Annotated in this window: 12 protein-coding genes; 8 read left to right on the forward strand and 4 right to left on the reverse strand. The window is 63.1% G+C overall.

Annotated elements, in window-relative coordinates; translation table 11 throughout:
- Positions 1-859 precede the first annotated feature (859 nt).
- The 6 genes from lexA (at position 860) to uvrA (ending at position 10,898) form a co-directional block, all read left to right on the forward strand.
- Positions 860-1,477, forward strand: a complete 618-nt coding sequence (lexA, locus tag AOA60_RS03235; protein WP_099583174.1) for a transcriptional repressor LexA — start codon at positions 860-862, stop codon at positions 1,475-1,477.
- Positions 1,477-2,091 (forward strand): translesion DNA synthesis-associated protein ImuA, encoded by a 615-nt coding sequence (gene imuA, locus AOA60_RS03240; RefSeq protein WP_099583175.1) that lies wholly within the window; start codon positions 1,477-1,479, stop codon positions 2,089-2,091. The genes lexA and imuA overlap by 1 nt, the downstream gene beginning before the upstream one ends.
- 7 nt (positions 2,092-2,098) lie before the next feature.
- Positions 2,099-3,511 (forward strand): DNA polymerase Y family protein, encoded by a 1,413-nt coding sequence (locus tag AOA60_RS03245; protein ID WP_099583176.1) that lies wholly within the window; start codon positions 2,099-2,101, stop codon positions 3,509-3,511.
- Positions 3,487-6,579, forward strand: a complete 3,093-nt coding sequence (locus tag AOA60_RS03250; protein WP_218240542.1) for an error-prone DNA polymerase — start codon at positions 3,487-3,489, stop codon at positions 6,577-6,579. Before AOA60_RS03245 ends, AOA60_RS03250 begins: the two co-directional genes overlap by 25 nt.
- 90 nt (positions 6,580-6,669) lie before the next feature.
- Entirely contained in the window at positions 6,670-8,370 is a 1,701-nt protein-coding gene (locus tag AOA60_RS03255) for an ATP-binding protein (RefSeq protein WP_099583178.1), read from the forward strand.
- 8 nt (positions 8,371-8,378) lie between these two features.
- Positions 8,379-10,898 carry an excinuclease ABC subunit UvrA gene (uvrA, locus tag AOA60_RS03260; protein ID WP_099583179.1) on the forward strand — a complete coding sequence of 840 codons (2,520 nt, stop codon included), beginning with the start codon at positions 8,379-8,381 and terminating at the stop codon, positions 10,896-10,898.
- A gap of 171 nt (positions 10,899-11,069) precedes the next feature.
- Here uvrA and tkt read toward each other — a convergent pair whose 3' ends face one another.
- Positions 11,070-13,124: a transketolase gene (tkt, locus tag AOA60_RS03265; protein WP_099583180.1), complete on the reverse strand. Its 2,055-nt coding sequence runs from the start codon at positions 13,122-13,124 to the stop codon at positions 11,070-11,072.
- A 175-nt stretch (positions 13,125-13,299) separates the two neighbouring features.
- Between tkt and AOA60_RS03270 the strand changes: the two genes are divergently transcribed.
- Complete coding sequence (locus tag AOA60_RS03270) at positions 13,300-13,524, forward strand: DUF465 domain-containing protein (protein WP_099583181.1); 225 nt, start codon at positions 13,300-13,302, stop codon at positions 13,522-13,524.
- A gap of 50 nt (positions 13,525-13,574) precedes the next feature.
- Here AOA60_RS03270 and AOA60_RS03275 read toward each other — a convergent pair whose 3' ends face one another.
- Entirely contained in the window at positions 13,575-14,951 is a 1,377-nt protein-coding gene (locus tag AOA60_RS03275; protein ID WP_099583182.1) for a VOC family protein, read from the reverse strand.
- Positions 14,952-15,150: 199 nt separating this feature from the next.
- Here AOA60_RS03275 and AOA60_RS03280 point away from each other — a divergent pair, with 199 nt between their 5' ends.
- Positions 15,151-17,778 (forward strand): glucosidase, encoded by a 2,628-nt coding sequence (locus AOA60_RS03280; protein ID WP_178075314.1) that lies wholly within the window; start codon positions 15,151-15,153, stop codon positions 17,776-17,778.
- 125 nt (positions 17,779-17,903) lie between these two features.
- Here AOA60_RS03280 and AOA60_RS03285 read toward each other — a convergent pair whose 3' ends face one another.
- Positions 17,904-18,218: an SCP2 sterol-binding domain-containing protein gene (locus AOA60_RS03285; protein WP_099583184.1), complete on the reverse strand. Its 315-nt coding sequence runs from the start codon at positions 18,216-18,218 to the stop codon at positions 17,904-17,906.
- A 56-nt stretch (positions 18,219-18,274) separates the two neighbouring features.
- Positions 18,275-18,985 carry a histidine phosphatase family protein gene (locus AOA60_RS03290; protein ID WP_099583185.1) on the reverse strand — a complete coding sequence of 237 codons (711 nt, stop codon included), beginning with the start codon at positions 18,983-18,985 and terminating at the stop codon, positions 18,275-18,277.
- Positions 18,986-19,039 lie beyond the last annotated feature (54 nt).

The following is a 19,039-nucleotide window of genomic DNA, read 5'->3' on the forward strand; positions in this document are numbered from 1 at the left end:
AGAAAGCCTCCTCAGGAAAAGTGAGAACCTCAGTAGTTTAGACCTGAGGTTCTCGCCGGGCTGACCATCTCATTAGGTCTTCGCCCCACCACTCGGTGCCTCGCCTAGGCTCGGCATGCCCGGAATCCGACATTGATTTGGGGGGCCGCCGCCACGCGCCATCCATGGCGCAGGGCGGCTAAACCGGCATCCCTGCCGGTTTACCCCCCAAATCAATATCGAATTCCGGCCAGCGTGGTTGACGGGGCGATTCCCGATCAAAAGCAAGAGCGCGGCGGCCTTAGAGCCGACCGGGTTTTTAAGTCGAACTCCGTCTAAATGTGGGAGGGAGCTTGCTCCCGATAGCAATGTGTCAGTCACAGATGCAATCAGCTGACACTCCCTCATCGGGGGCAAGCCCCCTCCCACATTTCGATCTCCATATATCAGATAGATCTCAGCCTGCTTTGGATCTGCTTTTGATCTGGCTCTTACATCCTTTTCGCTGACGAAGTCAGCGGTCTTTTGATCTGCGCTTTTGATCTTGATCTTAGGCGCCCCGTTAAACACGCTGGCCGAACGCAGGCTTGAATCCGTGGGTAACCCGGCAGGACGCCGGGTTAGCCGCGCTGGGCCAAGGATGGCCCATCGCGGCGGCCCACGGATTCAAGCCGGAGTGAGGGCACACCGAGCCTAGGCGAGGTGCCGAGTGTTGGGGCAAGAGCCCTTTGGTTACTTTGGGGCTCTTTTCCAAAGTGACCCGCCGTAAGGGCGGAACCAATATCAGCCATTACTCAAATAACGGATATGTCCCCAACCCAACCCAACCCAACCCAGCCCGACTACCGGCTCTTGTAAGAAATTTCCCACAAGAGTACAAATGTACTCCATGACAACCCTGACCCCCCGCCGCACCGCCATCCTGACCTTCATCCGCGACCGCATCGCGCAACAAGGCCAGCCCCCCAGCCTCGCCGAGATCGCCGAGGCGTTCGGCTTCGCCTCCCGCAGCGTCGCGCGTAAACACGTCGTAGCCCTGACCGAAGCCGGCTTCATCGAGGTCAACCCCAACCAGGCGCGCGGTATTCGCCTGCTCAACCAACCCGCGCGCCCAGAATGGCTGGACGTGCCTGTGCTCGGCCGAGTCGCCGCCGGCCTGCCCATCGGCGCCGATGCCGAAGTGCACAGCCGCTTGCAACTCGACCCAGGCACCTTCGCGAAAACCCCCGATTACCTGCTGCGCGTGCAGGGCGATTCGATGATCGAAGACGGTATCCTCGACGGCGACCTGGTCGGCGTACGCCGCGGTGCCGAGGCGTTGAACGGGCAGATCGTGGTGGCGCGCCTGGATGGCGAAGTCACCATCAAGCGTTTCGAACGCAGTGGCGACCGCGTGCGCCTGCTGCCGCGCAACCCCGCGTATCAACCCATCGTGGTGGGCCCTGACCAGGACCTGGCCATCGAAGGGGTGTTCTGCGGCCTGGTGAGGCAAGGCTGATGGGTGCCGTCGTTGCCCTGGATGCGCTGTTCAATGGCGGCCGCGTCTGGAAGGGCCGGCCGGTCGCGCCTGCGGCCAGTGTTCATCCCACCGGGCTGGCTGCGCTGGATGCGGTGCTGCCCAGCGGCGGCTGGCCGGAATCGGCCTTGAGTGAAATCCTTATGGCCAAGGAGGGCATCGGCGAACTGCAACTGGTGCTGCCGACCCTGGCACGCTTGTCAAAAGCGGGGGAGCGGATTGTGCTGGTGGCGCCGCCCTACACGCCGTATCCCCACGCGTGGCAGAACGCCGGCGTGGATGTGCGTCAGCTCTCGGTGATCCAGGCCGAGGAGCGCGATGCGCTGTGGGCCGTGGAGCAGTGCCTGCGCTCCGGCAGTTGCGGCGCGGTGCTGTGCTGGCCGCGCAAGGCCGATGACCGGGCGTTGCGGCGCTTGCAGGTGGCGGCGGAAACCGGCCAGACCCTGGCGTTTGCCTGGCGCGCCTTGAGTGAGGCGATCAACGCATCACCTGCGGCCCTGCGTCTGGCGGTCGAGGCAAAACCCGCGCAAGTGCGGGTGATCAAGTGCCGTGGCGGCTTGGCCCATCCGGCGCCGATTGCGCTGGCCGGGCATTGAGGTTGCCATGCGCTGGGTGTGTATTGTCTTCCCGCAATTGGCGCTGGACGGGGTGCAGCGTGTGCACCCCGAGCCCGACCAACCCCTCGCACTGCTGGCCGGTACGCCGCAGCGGCGCGTGCTGCAAACCGTCAACGAGGCTGCCCGCGCCTTGGGCCTGCGTCCGGGCCTTTCCCTGACGGCGGCCCATGCCCTGGCCAAGACCTTTGCCAGCGCCGAATACGACCCCGTGGAAATCGAACGCTGGCAGCAGTTCCTGGCAGCCTGGGCCTATCGCTTCAGCTCCCAGGTCAGTGTGCATTACCCGCGTGCGTTGCTGTTCGAGATCGAATCGAGCCTGGGCCTGTTCGGGCCCTGGCCGCAGTTTGAAGCGCGCTTGCGCAAGGAGTTGACCGAACTGGGCTTTCGTCACCGCATCGTCGCCGCGCCCAACCCGGCGGCGGCGCGGGTGCTGGCCAATATCTACGATGGCATGGCCATCGACGATGAGGCGTTGATGCAGGCCCTGGCACCGCTGCCCATCGACCGCGCCGGCCTTGAACCTCAGGCCGCTATCGCCTTGTCACGCATGGGCCTGCGTACCCTGGCCCAAGTGCAAGCCTTGCCCCGGCACACCCTGGCGCGACGGTTTGATGCCGGCCTGCTCAAACACCTGGATGCATTGACGGGGCAACGCCCGCTGGCCCTGGGGTTTTACCAGCCGCCGGACCAGTTCGATGCGCGCATCGAATTGAATTTCGACGTGCAGTCCCACCAGGCGCTGCTGTTCCCGCTGCGACGCTTGACCGGTGATCTATCCGCCTTCCTCTGCGGACGCGACAGTGGTGTGCAGCGTTTCGACCTGCACCTGGAACACGCCCAGATCCCCGACAGCGTGATCAAGGTCGGCCTGCTCAGCGCCGAGCGCGAACCGGCGATGCTGTTCGAACTGGCCCGTGGGCGCCTGGAGCAGGTGCAAGTCAGCGCACCGGTGCGCGGCTTTCGCCTGGTGGCCCAGGACCTGCCGGTGTTTGTGCCGCAGCGCCAGGACCTGTTCGACGACCGCCCGCAACAGACCCTGCCCTGGGAGCAACTGCGCGAACGCCTGCGCGCACGCTTGGGGGATGAGGCCGTGCAAGGCCTGCGTTTTCATGCCGACCACCGCCCCGAGTGCGCCTGGCAAGCCACCGCTGACAGTCGCCCATGCCCGACCTTGAACAAGGCGCAACGCCCCGGCTGGCTGCTCAGCGCACCCACCTTGCTGGCCGAGCAGGGCGTGCAGATCCTGATGGGCCCGGAACGTATCGAGTCCGGCTGGTGGGACGGCGCCGATATCCGCCGCGACTATTACCTGATCCAGACCCGCGCCGGCCAGCGTGGCTGGGCCTATCGCAGCGTGGGGCAGGGCGATGGCTTGTGGCTGCAAGGCTGGTTTGCATGAGCTACGCCGAGCTGCATTGCCTGTCCAACTTCAGTTTTCAGCGCGGCGCGTCCAGTGCGCTGGAGTTGTTCGAGCGGGCCAAACGCCAGGGCTACAGCGCGTTGGCGATCACCGATGAATGCACCTTGTCGGGCATCGTGCGGGCCTGGCAGGCGGCGAAGGCGGTGGAGTTACCGCTGATTATCGGCAGCGAAGTGCGCATCGAAAACGGCCCGAAACTGGTGCTGCTGGTGGAAAACCTCAGCGGCTACCAGCAACTATGCCGCTTGATCACCCTGGCGCGACGGCGTGCCGAAAAAGGCCACTATCGCCTGCTGCACGAGGACTTCGATCAACCCCTCAATGGCCTGCTGGCGCTCTGGGTCGCCGACGACAGCGACACCCAGGCCTCGATTCAATGGCTGCGCCGCACCTTCGCCGAGCGCCTGTGGCTGGCGGTGCACCTGCATTGCGGCCAGGACGATGCGCGCTATCTGGAGCAGCGCCTGCGCCTGGCCGCCAGCCTGGATATCCCGGCAGTGGCCTGCGGCGATGTGCATATGCATGCGCGCGGCCGCCGCGCCCTGCAAGACACCATGACCGCCATCCGCCATCACGTCCCGGTGGCCGAAGCCGGTACGCGCCTGCACCCCAATGGCGAGCGGCATCTGCGCAGTCTTGAGGCCCTGAGTGCGCTGTACCCCCAAGCCTTGCTTGATGAAACCCTGGCCATCGCCCGCCGCTGCACCTTCGACCTCGGCCAGTTGCGTTATCACTACCCGCGAGAGCTGGTGCCCGCAGGGCATGACGCCAAATCCTGGCTGCGCGCCGTTACCGAAGAAGGCATCGTCCTGCGCTGGCCTCACGGTATCGACGCCAAGACCTTGCAGCAGATCAACAACGAACTGGAACTGATCAGCGAGCTGGGCTACGAAAGCTACTTCCTCACGGTGCATGACATTGTGCGTTACGCCCGCAGCCGCTCGATCCTGTGCCAGGGCCGTGGTTCGGCGGCCAACTCGGCGGTGTGTTTTGCCTTGGGCATCACCGAGATCAACCCGAGCCTGACGAATATGTTGTTCGAGCGCTTCCTGTCCCGCGAGCGCAACGAGCCGCCGGATATCGACGTGGACTTCGAACACGAACGCCGCGAAGAAGTGTTGCAGTACGTGTTCCAGCGCTATGGCCGCACCCGTGCGGCGCTGACGGCGGTGGTCAGCAGCTACCACGCCGCCGGCGCAGTGCGCGATGTGGCCAAGGCCCTCGGGTTGCCGCCGGACCAGATCAACGCGCTGGCCGACTGCTGCGGGCGCTGGAGTGACGATGCGCCGCCGCTGGAACGCCTGCGTGAAGGCGGCTTCGACCCGGACAGCCCGATCCTGCGCCGGGTGCTCACGCTCACCCGGCAACTGATCGGCTTTCCCCGGCACCTGTCCCAGCACCCTGGCGGTTTCGTGATTTCCGAATACCCGCTGGACACCCTGGTGCCGGTGGAAAACGCGGCCATGGCCGAGCGCACCATCATTCAATGGGACAAGGACGATCTGGATGCCGTGGGCCTGCTCAAGGTGGATATCCTCGCCTTGGGCATGCTCAGTGCGCTCCGCCGCTGCTTCGATCTGCTGCGCCGCCATCGCAACCTCGACCTGGCGCTGGCGACAATCCCCAAGGAAGACCCGGCCACCTACGCGATGATCAGCAAGGCCGACACCATCGGCGTGTTCCAGATCGAGTCGCGGGCGCAGATGTCGATGTTGCCCCGGCTCAAGCCGCAGACTTTTTATGATCTGGTGATCGAGGTCGCTATCGTCCGGCCTGGGCCGATCCAGGGCGGCATGGTGCATCCGTATCTACGACGGCGTAACAAGGAAGAGCCCACCACTTATCCATCGCCGGAATTGAAAACGGTGCTGGAGCGCACCTTGGGCATTCCATTGTTCCAGGAACAAGTGATGCAGATCGCCATGGTCGCCGCCGATTACGGTCCTGGCGAGGCCGACCAGCTGCGCCGTTCCATGGCCGCGTGGAAACGTCACGGCGGCCTGGAGCCGCATCAGGCGCGCTTGCGCACCGGCATGCTGAAAAACGGCTACACCGAAGAGTTTGCCGCGCAGATTTTCGAGCAGATCAAGGGTTTTGGCAGCTATGGCTTTCCCGAGTCCCACGCGGCCAGTTTCGCCTTGCTGACCTACGCCAGTTGCTGGCTCAAATGCCACGAGCCCGCGGCATTTGCCTGTGCGCTGATCAACAGTTGGCCCATGGGGTTCTACAGCCCGGACCAGATCCTGCAGGACGCACGGCGCCATCGCTTGCAGATTCGCCCGGTGGATGTGCAGGCCAGCGACTGGGATTGCAGCCTGGAACCCATCGACGGCCAGCAACCGGCGATCCGCATGGGCTTGCGCATGATCGCGGGGTTTCGTGAGGAGGATGGGCGACGCATCGAGGCTGCGCGCCAACGCCAGCAGTTCAGCGATATTGCCGACCTGGACGAGCGCGCCGGGTTGGATGCCCGCGCCCAGGCCTTGCTGGCCGACGCCGGCGCCTTGCGCGCCTTGGCCGGCAACCGGCACCAGGCGCGCTGGGACGTGGCGGGGGTGCACAAACAGTTGGGGCTGTTCGCCGGGCTGCCCAGCCCTGACGAAGCTGTGGTCGCGTTGCCCGCGCCGACGGTCGGCGAAGACGTGCAGGCCGATTACGCCACCGTCGGTACCACCCTCGGCCCACATCCGCTGGCGTTGTTGCGCGAGGAATTGCGCCAGCGGCGTTGTCGCAGTTCCCGCGAGCTGATGGCGGTGGAGCATGGGCGCAATGTGAGTGTCGCGGGGTTGGTCACGGGGCGGCAGCGCCCAGGTACCGCCAGCGGTGTGACCTTTGTGACCCTGGAGGACGAGTTCGGCAACCTCAACGTGGTGGTCTGGCGCGACCTGGCCGAACGTCAGCGCCAGGCGCTGGTGGGGTCACGGCTGCTCAAGGTGGACGGGCGCTGGGAAGCGGTCGGCGAAGTGCGGCACCTGATTGCCGGGCGTCTCACCGACCTCACGCCATTGCTGGACGGCATGCACGTGCGCAGCCGGGATTTTCACTGAGGTGCTCCCAAATTTATACCAGATGAAACCATCTGCGCCGTGTAAGCTCCAAAAATGGCGACTGTCCTCTCTTCTGCACTGAGCCGAACCATGCAATTTCTATCCAACCCCCATGGCTGTGACGGTTGGGCCGGTGAAATGGCCCAGCGTATTCGTACGTTCGATTGGTCGACCACCGACCTTGGCCCCATTGACCAGTGGTCCACCAGCCTGGCCTGCACCGTGCAGATGATGCTCGCGTCGCCGGTACCCATGGTGATGTTGTGGGGGCGGGCCGGTTACATGATTTACAACGACAGCTATTCGGCGTTTGCCGGTGGCCGGCACCCGTACCTGCTGGGCACGCCGGTGGAGCTGGGCTGGCCGGAAGTGGCCGACTTCAACCGCCACGTGGTGGACACCTGCCTGGCCGGCGGCACTCTGTCGTTCAATAACAAAGACCTGGTGCTGCTGCGCAATGGCCAGCCGGAAACGGTGTGGCTGGACTTGTATTACAGCCCCGTCGCCGGCGATAACCAGCAACCGGCCGGGGTGCTGGCGATTGTGGTCGAGACCACCGAACTGGTGAAGTCTGAACAGGTGCGCCAGGAACTTACCCATAACCTCGAACAACGGGTGGTCGCTGAAGTGCAGGCCCGCTCCGCTGCCGAGGACCAGTTGCGCCAATCGCAAAAACTCGAAGCCATCGGCGGCCTCACCGGCGGCGTGGCCCACGACTTCAATAACCTGCTGCAAGTGATCGCCGGCAACCTGCACCTGCTGGCTCGCCATGAGCCGGACAACGCCCAGGTGCAGCGCCGCGTCAGCGCGGCCATTGCGGCGGTGGAGCGCGGGGCCAAATTGTCGGCGCAGTTGCTGGCCTTTGCCCGGCGCCAGCCGTTGTCGCCGGCGGTGTACAACCCGCAACGCATCTATGCTGGCCTTGGCGAACTGTTGCAGCGTGCGCTGGGTGAAACCATTCATATCGATGTGCAATTGCCCCAGGATTCCTGGCACATCAACGTCGACCGCAACCAGTTGGAAAATGCGCTGCTCAACCTGGCGATCAATGCCCGCGATGCCATGAAAGGCGAGGGCGTGATCCGCATCAGTGGCGAAAACATCATCCTTAACCCTGGCGATTGCATCGGCAAAAGCATCAGCCCCGGCGAATATGTGCGCCTGGCGGTCACCGATACCGGCGTGGGCATGCCGCCGTCGATCCAGGCCAAGGTGTTCGAGCCGTTCTTCACCACCAAGCGCGACGGCCACGGCACCGGCCTGGGCTTGAGCATGGTGTTCGGTTTTGTGCGCCAAAGCGGTGGCCATGTCGATGTCCGCAGCGAAGAAGGCCAGGGCACCGTGGTGCAGTTGTACTTCCCGCGCTGCCTGGGCGAGGAATGCCTTGAGGCGTCAGTCGAGCCGGTCGAATCGGTCGGCGGCCAGGAAACCATCCTGGTGGTCGAAGACAACGAAGGCGTGCGCCTGACCGTGGTGGATGTGCTCGAACAATCGGGCTATACGGTCATCACTGCCGAGGATGGCGACCAGGCCATGTTGAAGCTTAAAACCGGCCTGCAACCCGAGCTGATTTTTACCGACGTGGTCATGCCCGGTCGCGTTAAAAGCACCGACCTGGCCGCCTGGGCACGCGCACAAACCCCTCCAGTGCCGGTGCTGTTCACCTCCGGCCACACCCGCGACATCCTCTCCAGCAACCATCTGCTGAGCCCCGACATTCATCTGCTGAGCAAGCCCTACAGCCCCGAAGCCCTGACGCTACGGGTGCGCAGCGTGCTCACCGCACGATAAGGTTGACCATGACTTCACAGCGCAACATCCCTGCGATCACTGCCCAGCGCCCAGGCTTTGTCAGGGTGCGCGGCGCCCGCGAGCACAACCTGCAAAACGTCGACGTGGACATTCCCCGGGATGCCCTGGTGGTGTTTACCGGCGTGTCCGGTTCGGGCAAGTCGTCCCTGGCATTTTCCACGGTGTATGCCGAGGCCCAGCGGCGCTACTTTGAGTCGGTGGCGCCCTATGCGCGGCGCCTGATCGACCAGGTCGGCGTGCCCGACGTGGACAGCATCGAAGGCCTGCCACCCGCCGTGGCCCTGCAACAGCAGCGTGGCACGCCGAGTGCGCGGTCTTCGGTGGGCAGCGTCACCACCTTGTCGAGCCTGATCCGCATGCTCTACTCCCGCGCCGGCAGCTACCCGGCGGGGCAAGCGATGCTGTATGCCGAGGATTTTTCGCCGAACCTGCCCCAAGGCGCGTGCCCCGAGTGTCACGGCCTGGGCCGCGTGTATGAAGTGACCGAGGCGCTGATGGTGCCCGATCCTGCGTTGACCATCCGCCAGCGTGCGGTGGCGTCCTGGCCGCTGGCGTGGCAGGGCCAGAACCTGCGCGACATCCTGGTGACCCTGGGCTATGACGTGGATATCCCATGGCGCGACCTGCCGAAAAAACAGCGCGACTGGATCCTCTTCACTGAAGAAACCCCCACTGTGCCGGTGTATGCCGGGTTCACCCCGGAGCAAACCCGCGAGGCGCTTAAACGCAAGCTGGAGCCCAGTTACCAGGGCACGTTCAGTGGCGCACGGCGCTACATCCTGCACACCTTCAGCCACACCCAAAGCGCACTGATGAAAAAGCGCGTGTCGCAGTTCATGCAGGGCAGCGCCTGCCCTTTGTGTGAAGGCAAACGGCTGACCCAGGCGGCGCTGTCAGTGAAGTTTGCCGGGGTGGATATTGGCGAGTTATCCCAGTTGTCGTTGGCGCAGTTGGCCGACCTGCTGCGGCCGGTGGCGGCGGGGCAGGACACGATGAAGCTGTCGGTGGAGAAACGCCTGGCCGCCCAGCGTATCGCCCAGGACCTGCTGGAGCGGGTCAGCACCTTGATCGAACTGGGCTTGGGTTATCTGTCCCTGGAGCGCAGCACGCCGACCTTGTCGTCCGGGGAGTTGCAGCGTCTGCGCCTGGCCACCCAATTGGGCTCGCAGTTGTTTGGGGTGATCTATGTGCTGGATGAGCCCTCGGCGGGCTTGCATCCGGCGGATGGCGAGGCGTTGTTCAGCGCGCTTGAGCGCCTGAAGGCCGCAGGCAATTCACTGTTTGTGGTGGAACATGACCTGGAAACCATGCGCCGCGCCGACTGGCTGATCGACGTCGGCCCGGCTGCCGGTGAGCATGGCGGGCATGTGCTGTACAGCGGGCCGCCTGCGGGGTTGGCGGATGTGCAGGCGTCCCAGACCCGTGAGTATTTGTTTGCCGAGCGGCGCGCGGTAGATCCAGCTCGCCGCGAACCCAACGGCTGGTTGAAATTGGAAGGCGTGACGCGCAATAACCTCAACGACCTGAGCGTGGATTTTCCCTTGGGTTGCTTCACCTCGGTGACCGGGATTTCCGGCTCGGGCAAGTCCAGCCTGGTCAGCCAGGCGCTCCTGGAATTGGTAGGCAGTGGCCTCGGGCGCGTGGTGGAAAACGACGAAGAACCGAGCCTGGAAGATGACACGCCGCACACCAGTGGCGGGCAGATCAGCGCCGGGCTGGAACAGATCCGCCGCCTGGTGCAGGTGGATCAGAAACCCATTGGCCGCACGCCGCGCTCGAATCTCGCGACTTACACCGGGCTGTTCGACAACGTGCGCAAACTGTTCGCCGCCACGCCGGCAGCCAAGAAGCGCCAGTACGATGCGGGTCAGTTCTCCTTCAATGTTGCCAAAGGCCGCTGCCCGAACTGCGAGGGCGAAGGTTTTGTCAGCGTCGAGTTGCTGTTTATGCCCAGCGTGTACGCACCGTGCCCGACCTGCCACGGCGCACGCTACAACCCCGAGACCTTGGCGATCAAATGGCAAGGCCTGAGCATCGCTCAGGTACTGGGTTTGACCGTCGAGCAGGCCGTCGAGGTCTTTGCCGAGCAGCCAGGGGTGTTGCGCTCGTTGCAGGTGCTGCGGGATATCGGACTGGGTTACCTGAGGCTGGGCCAGCCGGCCACCGAACTGTCCGGTGGTGAGGCGCAGCGCATCAAATTGGCCACCGAGCTGCAACGCAATGCCCGTGGCGCGACCTTGTATGTGTTGGATGAGCCAACGACCGGGCTGCATCCACGGGATGTGGATCGCCTGCTCAGCCAGCTCAATCATTTGGTGGATGCAGGGCACACCGTGGTGGTGGTCGAGCATGAAATGCGCGTGGTGGCCCAGAGTGACTGGGTAATCGATATCGGGCCTGGGGCAGGGGATTTGGGCGGGCAAGTCGTTGCCAGCGGCACGCCGCAAAAAGTTGCCAAGAGCAAGAAGAGCCGGACCGCGCCGTTCCTCGCCCGCGAGTTGACCTAACCGCTATCGGGGCATAGGTATCTACACAACTCTCAAAGGCTTACACATAGCACTGTGGTGAGCGGGACAAGCCCGCTCACCACAACAGCCCATTTGCCATAGATTCAGCATCCACTGGAAGTTGTGTAGATACCTATGGCCATCGGGGGCAAGCCCCCTCCAACAGGGTGATCAGTGGCCGGCCAGGTCGATTTGTTGCTTGGCCTGGTTCACCACATGCTCAACCGTAAACCCAAACTTCTCCTGCAACTTGGCCAACGGCGCCGACGCCCCGAAGCTGTTCATCACCACCTTGGCGCCGGTCTGGCCGACATAACGGTCCCACCCCAAAGGCCCGGCCTGTTCCACCACTACCCGCGCTTTCACCGCTGGCGGCAACACGCTGTCGCGATAGGCCTGGTCCTGTTCTTCGAACAACTCCCAGCTCGGCATCGAGACCACCTGCGCGGCAATCCCGTCCTTCTTGAGTTGCTCATAAGCGGCTACTGCAAGGCTGACTTCACTGCCCGTGCCGATCAGGATCACCTGGGGTTCATCCGCCCCCGCCAGCACATAAGCGCCTTTGGCGGCTCCGCAGGCCGAGGCATAGTGCGTGCGATCCAGCGTCGGCAGCGGCTGGCGCGACAGCACCACACAGCTTGGCCGGTGGGTTTGCGCCAGGGCAACTTTCCATAGCTCCAGGGTTTCATTGGCATCGCCCGGTCGCAGGGTCAGCAACCCCGGCGTGGCCCGCAACTGCGTCAGGTGTTCGATGGGCTGGTGCGTCGGCCCATCCTCACCCACGCCGATGGAGTCGTGGGTAAACACAAACACCACCGGCAGTTCCATGATTGCCGCCAGGCGGATCGGCGGTTTCATGTAGTCGCTGAACACCAGGAAGGTCGAGGTGTACGGGCGCAGGTACGACAGTGCCATGCCATTGGCGATGGCGCCCATGGCGTGTTCGCGAATACCGAAATGCAGGTTGCGCCCGCTGTAGTCATCGGCGCTGAAACGCCCGGCGCCGTCGAAGGTCAGGTTGGTCTTGGTCGACGGTGACAAGTCCGCCGAGCCACCGAGCAGCCAGGGGATTTGCTGGGCGAAGGCATTCAGCACTTCGCCGCCCGCCGCCCGGCTGGCGACGCCCTTGGCATCGGCGGAAAAACCCGGCAGGTCAGCCTGCCAGTGCTTGGGCATCTCCCCGGCGCGCATCCGCTGCAGTTCATCGGCCAGTTGCGGGTCGAGACGCGACAGGGTCTGGTTCCACTGCTGGAACAACGGTTCGGCGCGGGCGTGCAGCGCATCCCGCAACAGCGTGCGCGCCTCATCCGGCACCAGGAAACTGGAATCCTGCGGCCAGCCATACGCGGCCTTGGTCAGGCGGATTTCCTCGTCACCCAACGGCTCGCCATGGGCGGCGGCGGTGTTGTGCTTGTGGGGCGAGCCGTAGCCGATCACGCTGTCGACCACGATCAGGGTCGGCGCGCCAGTGTTCGCCTGGAAGGTCTCCAGGGCCGCGCTCAGTGCCTGCAAGTCATTGGCGTCGGTGACGTGCAAGGTGTGCCAGCCATAGGCCTGGAAGCGCTTGATCACGTCTTCGCTGAACGCCAGTTCGGTGTGGCCTTCAATGCTGATGGTGTTGTTGTCGTAGATCCAGCAAAGGTTATCCAGCTTCAAATGCCCGGCCATCGACGCCGCTTCGCTGCTGATGCCCTCCATCATGTCGCCGTCGCCGCACAGGGTGTAGACGTTGTAGTCGAACACCACCTGATCGTCGCGGTTGAAACGCTCAGCCAGCCAGCGTTCGGCCATGGCCATGCCCACACTGTTGGCGCACCCCTGGCCGAGGGGGCCGGTGGTGGTTTCCACGCCGGTGGTCATGCGGTATTCCGGATGGCCTGGGGTCTTGGAGTCGGCCTGACGGAACTGCTTGATATCGTCCAGGCTGATTGCCGGCTGCCCGGTGCGCTGGCCATGGGCATCAATCTCCACCACACCGGCCAGGTGCAGCAGCGAATACAACAGCATCGACGCATGCCCCACCGACAACACAAACCGGTCGCGGTTGGGCCAGTCGGGATGCTCGGGGTGATAGCGTAAAAACCGGCTCCACAGGGTGTATCCCACCGGCGCCAGGCCCATGGGCGTGCCTGGGTGGCCGGAGTTGGCCTTCTGCACGGCGTCCATCGCCAGGGTGCGCAGGGTGTTGATGCATAGGGTGTCGACGGTGGTTGCGGCATGAGTCATGAAACCGGTCTCCCTCAAGTGACGATCTACAGTGGAGGGCAGTGCGTGGCGAAGGTTTGATCCTATTGCCGTTGCCGCGACGAACGGGGATGGATTGAGCGCAAACATGACAAGACCTGCCGGAATGGGCTAGCGTCTGGTACGTAGGCCATTGATCAACTTGCGGAGGTACGTCATGCCAGTGAAACACGACCTGTATCAGGATCTGGGTTTGAGCAAGGAAGCCGTTCACGAACGCAGGGCGAGTGATAAACGTCTGGACTCGCTGCTCACGCAATATGCAGCTGCCGACGAGCATGTGCTTGAGGCGGAGTCGAGCAAGGCCGACGACAGGGAGGTGGAGCTGCTGAAGAAGAAACGTCTGTTGATCAAAGACAAGATTGTGCAGCGATTGGGTTAAGCCCGGACCGAGCCCCGTGCGGGAGCGGGCAAGCTCGCTCCCGCCGTGGTTTACGCCAGCAATGCCTGGGTGCATGCATCCATCGACCGCTGCTGCGTCTCGCCGTACAACTGCAATTCATCGATAGTCCTGCGCCCCAATGCCTCCTCGAATTGCGCCTGGTTTGATTGGGCTGCGTAGTGACTCTGCGCGGCATCCCCCAGGTTCGATTGAAATATCCCCGCCGCACTCACCGGCAGAAAATCCTCATACACCAACGGCTCCACATCCACATGACCGGCGGCGATCAGCGCTTGCAGTGTGCGTGGTTGATCGGCGTGGCCGCGTGCTGCCAGGCCTTTTGGCGTGGCGAAGTAGCGGAAGTACGCCAGGCCTTGTTCACGCATCTGGTCGTGGTTGTCCGGGAAGGCCTGGAAGTGCTGTTCCATCAAGTGCATGTAGTGAGCGGCGTTGGATTCGTTGGGGAACGCGCCCAACTCGTCGCGGGCGGCGTTCAGCAACTGGTCGTAGAGGGCACGGCCCTTGGGCGTGAGGGCAACGCCGCGTTGTTCGATTTCACCGAAGCGCGCGCTGTGACTGCCTTGGGCGTCGGTAAAGGCGATGGCTTCGTCGAGGGCCTTGAAGCTGGTCTGGCGCAGCAGGATCGGGCACTGGCGGCGCGGTGGGCCTTCGATCACGGCCTTGGGGGTGATGCCCTTGCCGGGCATGGCGGCCTGCACCTGGTCGATGTCCAGGGTGCGTGGGGTGAGGTGGTTGATGTGCGGGCCCTTGAAAGCCACCACGTCGGCGATCAGGCGGTGCTGGTCGCTGAGTTGCTGGTATTGCGCGGCGGTGACGGTAGCGGTGTGGTGCCAGCGGAAGGTTTCCAGGGCCTGGCGGATAAATTCGTCGGCTTGGTCGGCGTTGAGGCCGCCTTGTGTTTGCGCCTGTTCGATCAACGCCAAGACGCCGGTGGTGAAGATCGAACGTTTGGCCAGTGCGCTTTCGGCGAAGGCGCGTAGCTCGGGGTTCTCAATCAGTTCCAGGCGCAGCAGTGAAGTGAACACTCGAAACGGGCTGGCTTGCAGCGCGTGTTCGTGCACCGCGCGAAACGCCGTGGAGTGCACCGGCACGCCGGCTGGCGTGAGGTCGTAGTAGCCCACCGGCTGCATGCCCATCACCGCAAACAGGCGGCTGATCGTGGCCAGTTCGGCCGCCGTGCCCAGGCGGATGGCGCCGTGGCGCTCCATGTCCAGGCGCTGGATTTCGCCGGTGCGTTGCAGCTGTTGCGCCAGGCCCGGCTGGCTGTCGAGCACGCGGCCGTTAGTCTCGGCCACCAGTTCCATCAGCGCCCCATACAAGGGGACTTCGTCCCGGTACATATCGGACATGGCCTTGGAAAAGCCCTTGCGGATCTCGTCGGGGCTGACATGTGCGGCACTGGGCATAGAAAATTTCCTGATGACGATGAAGAGGGCGATGGCCTTTTACTGGATTTTGTTGGGCTCCATGAGCGCTTGCAAACGAAGAATCCTCTGGACTTCATTCTGCAAATGAATGAATGGCAGGCTCTGCCAAGTCTTCATGTGCATCCGGGCGCCGATGGGTTCTACACTGCTCCTCACCTTGTAGGCGATGGAGGACCCCATGACGGCCACGCCCGTTACCCAAACGACTGAAGGCCAACGCTTGGCCACCGAAGACGCCGAGCGCTGGCGCGAATGGGGCCCGTACCTGAGTGAACGCCAATGGGGCACGGTGCGTGAAGACTACAGTGCCGACGGCGATGCCTGGACCTACTTTCCCCATGAACACGCGCGCAGCCGCGCCTACCGTTGGGGCGAGGACGGCCTGGCCGGTTTCAGCGACAAGGCCCAACGCTGGTGCCTGGGCCTGGCGCTGTGGAACGAGCGCGACGCGATCCTCAAGGAGCGGCTGTTCGGCCTCAATAACGCCGAGGGCAACCATGGGGAGGACGTCAAGGAACTGTACTTTTTCGTTGATGGCGTACCGAGTCATGCCTACATGCGCATGCTCTACAAATACCCCCATGGCGCCTTTCCCTACACCGACCTGATTACCGAAAACGCCCGTCGCGGGCTGGATGATGCCGAGTATGAAATCCTCGATACCGGCGTGTTTGAGGACAACCGCTATTGCGATGTCAGCGTCGAGTACGCCAAGCAGCAGCCTGACGATATTTTCATGCGTGTCACTGTGCATAACCGCTCGGAGCAGCCGACACGCTTGCAGGTATTGCCTCAGGCGTGGGCGCGTAACGACTGGAGCTGGACCTTTGATGCGCCCAAGCCGCAGTTGTCTATCGACGGCGAGCGAGTATTGGCCCGTCATCATGAATTGCCGGATCGTCATCTGACTGCCTGGGGCCAGGATGGCGTGGAGTGGTTGTTCTGCGAAAACGAAAGCAACGTCGTCAAACTGGACGGGCAAGTGGCGTCGGGGCCGTTCAAGGATGGCATCAATGACTACGTGGTGAGTGGCGCTCAATCCACGATTCGCCGGGACACCGGCACCAAGGTCGCGGCGCGCTTCATCCTTGAGCTGGCGGCGGACGAAAGCAAAACCCTGTACCTGCGTTTTGCCCCGGTTGATGCGCCTGCGGTCAATGCGCGCAAGTTGTTTGAACAGCGTCGCCAGGAAGCCGATGACTTCTACGCGGCCCTGCAACACGGCATCGCCGATGCTGATGCGCGCAACGTGCAGCGTCAGGCCCTGGCCGGTTTGCTGTGGTCCAAGCAACTCTATTATTTCGACGTGAACCAATGGCTCGACGGCGACCCGGCGCAACCCGCGCCGCCGCCTGAGCGCCTGCATATCCGCAACACCCATTGGCGGCACCTGTCCAACTTCGACATCCTCTCCATGCCCGACACCTGGGAGTACCCGTGGTACGCCTCGTGGGACCAAGGCTTCCAGGCGGTGGCGATGGCGCTGATCGATCCGGGATACGCCAAGCAACAGCTATTGTTGCTGGTGAAGGACCGCTTCATGCACCCCAACGGCCAATTGCCAGCCTATGAATGGCGCTTCGACGACGCCAATCCGCCGGTGCATGCCTGGGCCAGTTGGCGGGTGTACCTGCAGGACAAGGCGTTGACCGGTGTAGGCGATATGGATTTTCTGGAGCGGATTTTCCATAAGCTGCTGTTGAATTTTTCCTGGTGGGTCAACCGCAAGGACGCCGAGGGCCGCAACCTGTTCCAGGGCGGTTTCCTGGGGCTGGATAACATTGCGCTGTTCGACCGCTCGGCGGCATTGCCGGCGGGGTATCAGTTGGACCAGGCCGACGGCACGGCGTGGGTGGCCGCGTATGCGCTGGACTTGATGCGCATCGGCCTGGAACTGGCCAAGCGCAATGCCGTGTACGTGGATATTGCGGTGAAGTTTTTCGAACATTTCCTGTATATCGCCGGCGCCATCAACCGGGTCGACGACAGCGCCGAAGGCCTGTGGGATGAGCAGGACCTGTTCTTCTACGACGTGCTGCACCGCCCCGACGGGCAGAGCGAACCGGTGCGCTTGCGCTCCATCGTCGGCCTGATGCCGTTGTTCGCCGTGTTGGTGCTGGAGCAGCGCGAACATGAAGCGCTGGAGGGGTTGCGCGAGCGATTGCTGGGTTTTATGAAACATCGACCGGATCTGGCCAGGTTGGTCTCACGCTGGAATGAGCCGGGGCAGGGCAATCGCCTGCTGCTGGCGTTGTTGCGCGGTGAACGTACCAAAGACTTGCTGCGGCGCATGCTTGATGACAAGGAGTTCCTCTCGGCCTTTGGCGTGCGCTCCCTGTCCAAGGCGTTCGCCGAGCAGCCGCTGGCGCTGAAGATGAATGGCGACACCCTGTGTGCCCGCTACCAGCCTGGCGAATCAGATTCACGCTTGTATGGCGGCAACTCGAATTGGCGGGGGCCCGTGTGGATGCCGGTCAACTACATGCTGATTGAATCGCTGCGTGAGTTTCATCGCTACTACGCGGATAACTTCTCGGTGGAGTACCCGTCTGGGAGCGGTTATTTGTCATCCCTGGAGGAAGTGGCTGACAGTCTCAGTCAGCGGCTGACCGGATTGTTTCTACGGGATGAAAATGGCTGTCGACCGTCGATGGCGGGGTATTCGCAGTTGGAAGCGGATCCCCTCAGCCGTGACCTGGTGCTGTTCCACGAGTATTTCCATGGCGAGACCGGGCGCGGGTTGGGCGCATCACACCAGACCGGCTGGAGTGCGTTGGTGGCGTTGTTGCTGCAGCCCAAAAACTGAATGCCACCGACCCAATGCAGGAGGGGGCTTGCCCCCGATAGCGGTGGATCAGTCAACTCAGAATCGACTGAAAACCGCTGTCGGGAGCAAGCCCCCTCTCACAGTGATTCAAGGTTGCCCGTGAATCAGGAAGGAAACAGTTCGCTCAGCTTCATGGCCAGCATCATGTCGCCTTCGGCGCGCAGCTTGCCGCCCATAAAGGCCTGCATGCCGTCAGTCGAGCCGTCGACGATGCCTTCCAGGGTTTCGCTGTCCATGACCAGGGTCACTTGTGCGTCTGGGTTTTCGCCTTCCTGCAGTTCGCAGGTCTTGTCTTTGACGATCAGGGAAAAGTTCTTGGTGTCGTCGATACGGAAACCAAACACCAGGTCCAGGCCTTCGGCTGCGGCTGGGTTGAACTTGGCTTTCATTGCTTCTACAGCTTTGGCTACTTCAGTCATGGTTTCGATCCTTTAGGGTAGAGTCCAGTGACCTTGGGGTCACGGTTGGCCGCACTTCATCGAAAGGTGATGAGTTGCGGCGCCTTCAACAGTTGCAAGTGGGTATGCCCGTTGAAGGAAGCCAGTGCCACCTCGCGACCGCGGAATTTCAGCTGGTTGAGCGAGGTGTTAACAATTTGCCAGTTCAGTTCGAACGCCTGGGCGGCAGGCATTCGGGTAATCAGGTGGAGCAGGGCGGTGATGGTGCCGCCGGAGGTGAACACGGCGATTTTCTGTGTGTTGTCCGCGGCTTCAAGAATGCGTTGCAAGCCCCCCTGGACGCGTTCGACAAACCCCAACCAGCTTTCGAGCCCCGGCGTGTCATAAGTGCCGGCCAGCCAGCGCTCGATGATCAGGGCGAAGATGCGCTGGAATTCACTGCGGTTCTGCGCGGCGTTGCGCAGGATGTCCAGGGCGTCGGGTTCGGTGGTGAGCAGGTCGGGGAGCAGGGCGCGGATGATTGCGTCGGCATCGAATTCGTTAAAGGCGCTGTCGGTTTCCAGGACCGGAACCGGCAGGCCGAGGGCACGGTATTGATCGAAGGCAGCCGTGGCAGTGTGCTGCTGGCGGCGCAGGTCGCCCGCCACGCAGCGGTCGAACACCAGGCCCATGTCCGCCAGGTGGCGACCGAGCACTTGCGCCTGCTCCACGCCGACGGGCGACAGGACGTCATAGTCGTCTGCACCGAAGGAGGCCTGGCCATGTCGAATCAGATAGATGCTGCCCACGTCCGTTTTCCCGGTACGTTGAAGTCTGGCGAGGTTATGAGGATGCCAGGGAGC

Origin of the sequence: Pseudomonas sp. 2822-17, from assembly GCF_002742485.1 — a bacterium.
GTDB lineage: Bacteria > Pseudomonadota > Gammaproteobacteria > Pseudomonadales > Pseudomonadaceae > Aquipseudomonas > Aquipseudomonas cyclaminis.

Excerpts from the sequence above, each read along its gene's own strand:
- lexA (WP_099583174.1), top strand. The coding sequence starts at position 860 with ATGTACTCCATGACAACCCTGACCCCCCGCCGCACCGCCATCCTGACC.
- imuA (WP_099583175.1), top strand. The coding sequence starts at position 1,477 with ATGGGTGCCGTCGTTGCCCTGGATGCGCTGTTCAATGGCGGCCGCGTC.
- AOA60_RS03245 (WP_099583176.1), top strand. The coding sequence starts at position 2,099 with ATGCGCTGGGTGTGTATTGTCTTCCCGCAATTGGCGCTGGACGGGGTG.
- AOA60_RS03255 (WP_099583178.1), top strand. The coding sequence starts at position 6,670 with ATGCAATTTCTATCCAACCCCCATGGCTGTGACGGTTGGGCCGGTGAA.
- uvrA (WP_099583179.1), top strand. The coding sequence starts at position 8,379 with ATGACTTCACAGCGCAACATCCCTGCGATCACTGCCCAGCGCCCAGGC.
- tkt (WP_099583180.1), bottom strand. The coding sequence starts at position 13,124 with ATGACTCATGCCGCAACCACCGTCGACACCCTATGCATCAACACCCTG.
- AOA60_RS03270 (WP_099583181.1), top strand. The coding sequence starts at position 13,300 with ATGCCAGTGAAACACGACCTGTATCAGGATCTGGGTTTGAGCAAGGAA.
- AOA60_RS03275 (WP_099583182.1), bottom strand. The coding sequence starts at position 14,951 with ATGCCCAGTGCCGCACATGTCAGCCCCGACGAGATCCGCAAGGGCTTT.
- AOA60_RS03280 (WP_178075314.1), top strand. The coding sequence starts at position 15,151 with ATGACGGCCACGCCCGTTACCCAAACGACTGAAGGCCAACGCTTGGCC.
- AOA60_RS03285 (WP_099583184.1), bottom strand. The coding sequence starts at position 18,218 with ATGACTGAAGTAGCCAAAGCTGTAGAAGCAATGAAAGCCAAGTTCAAC.